We start from the raw sequence: 1975 nt of genomic DNA on the forward strand, positions 1-1975 counted from the left end.
CCTGACTTTTGCAGCTAAATCGAACGAAAAACAGCCGTGAGCCCTTGTCATTACTGGGTTCTCGGCTGTTTTTTCATGTCCAGAAGTTGTAGTATAATTTAGCCCTTTTTGACCGCTCCTAAAATTTTTTTGATTTCGCCTAACGACATGCATTTCTTGCCGAAATCGATTCCGAGCTCGCGACCAACATCGGCCAGAACCTCATCATAGTAATCAAACAAATAATAATTTTCTTGAATATGACTGCAGGAAGCCTTTCTCAAACTTTCCGCCAGGGTGGTGATGGAATATTTCCCGTTTAAGCGTCGTTCCAATAACCTGGCAAGGACAAGCGTCACAAAGCAAGTGAGAAAATGGGCTTCAATGTGCTCTTGGGTGGACAGGTAGACGGGCCTGCTCTCCAAATCGCTTTTGGTGACTTTGAACGATTCTTCAATCTTCCAAAGCCCCCGGTAGATCTCGACAATGCGCATGTCCGATTCTTTGTATTCACTGGTGATGATCGCATAGTAGCCGTCCAGCGCTTCTTCCTGCCTCAACTTCTCTTCGTCAAACTGCAGCGATAACTTGGCGTCTTCCAGAATCTCACCGGTCTTGGCATCGAAGGTCAAATTCTTCACATACTTGGCCGCGCCGTAGGAGGTCGCTTTGTTGTACGCAGCAGGATGGCGGATCAGGCTCCGAGCTTTCTCCACCGCCTGGGCACGTTCTTCTCGCGCTTTGGCAGCGTACTTCTCGCTGAAGAAAATCACTTGCTTCTCATCTACGGATTTCTTCATCTTTTTTCCTGTGGTTGTCGTAACCTGAATGACGCGCGGGCACAATCGTGATTTGATTCTGAAATCCTCACCTATGGCGGAATAGCCGCTCGGATCAAGCACATAGTCTTTAAATTTCTGATCCGCGCCACGGATTGAGTAACTCAGTACGTATCCGTTCTTGGCAGAGAGAATGTACCAGATGTTGTCGCCTGTCGTCATGCCTTTGTCGGCGACCACGATGGTTCGACCCAGAGAGAATTTCTTTTGGATTTCCCAGAGCATCGGGATGAGTGTTTGTTTGTCGAGCATGTTCCCCGGGTACAGACCGTATGTAATCGGAATGCCATCCGTGTCCATGAAGAGTCCCATTTGCACGATGGGGTCGGGACGGTGTTCTTTGGAGACTCCCTTTTTTCGAAGCGCGTCGGCTTCATCAATTTCGAAGTAATAATTGGTCACATCGTAATAAACCAAACTGGTGTTGCGATCGTACTGCTGTTGGATGCGTTCGTGAAGCCACAACTGGATCGCGTCCTTATGCTTACTGAAAAAGGACAAACAGCGGTAGATGTCATCTAGCGTGAAATGGGTGTTTTCAAAATAGGTATCTTTGTTTTCGTGGGTTTTCTTTTTAGAAGCCGGATAGAGCAGACGAGAAAACACCAGAAGTTTCATGATCTGATTGGCGTCGAATTGATGCTGAGTGTGTCGTTGCCGGTTGATGAGAAACGTATGAATACCCAACTCGTGGTAAATCTTGCTGAGGGCCGCGTATCCGAAGTTTTTGCGGTGAGTGGTATCCATGGGAACGCGCTCATCGCTACGGATGCGAAAGGTGATCGCGGATTTGTCCGATTCCTGTTGCTGATTCATCTGGCGGACTTTTTCTTCGAAAAAAGCAATGGGATCGTCGTATTGTTTTTCTAACACATCCAGATAGCCAAGGGATTCAATCGTTTTGGCCTTGGGCTTCTTGGTCACCTTGTCGCGATAGCTGTGAACGATGGACAAATAAGTACGCCCCGTTTTGGTATTGAAGGCTTTTCGAAGATTCATAAGCTCCCTCCAGACATGGAATACAGGTAGATCATACCACAAAAATATACAAAAGTATACAATAATACGACAATATTTTAAAATAAAAATACCCGGCTACATCAGTAAAATCAATGCTTCCGGGTAATTAGACGATTAGATGTGCTGCAAAACTAGGG

Annotated in this window: 1 protein-coding gene; it reads right to left on the reverse strand. The window is 46.4% G+C overall.

From position 1 onward, the window contains the following. Nucleotides 1-98: 98 nt before the first annotated feature. A complete protein-coding gene (locus ACE5LO_RS27645) occupies nt 99-1817 on the reverse strand; it encodes an IS1634 family transposase (protein WP_375523122.1) in 1719 nt (572 codons plus the stop codon). Nucleotides 1818-1975: the final 158 nt, after the last annotated feature.

It is taken from the genome of Paenibacillus medicaginis (genome assembly GCF_042138635.1).
Classification (GTDB): domain Bacteria; phylum Bacillota; class Bacilli; order Paenibacillales; family Paenibacillaceae; genus Paenibacillus; species Paenibacillus medicaginis.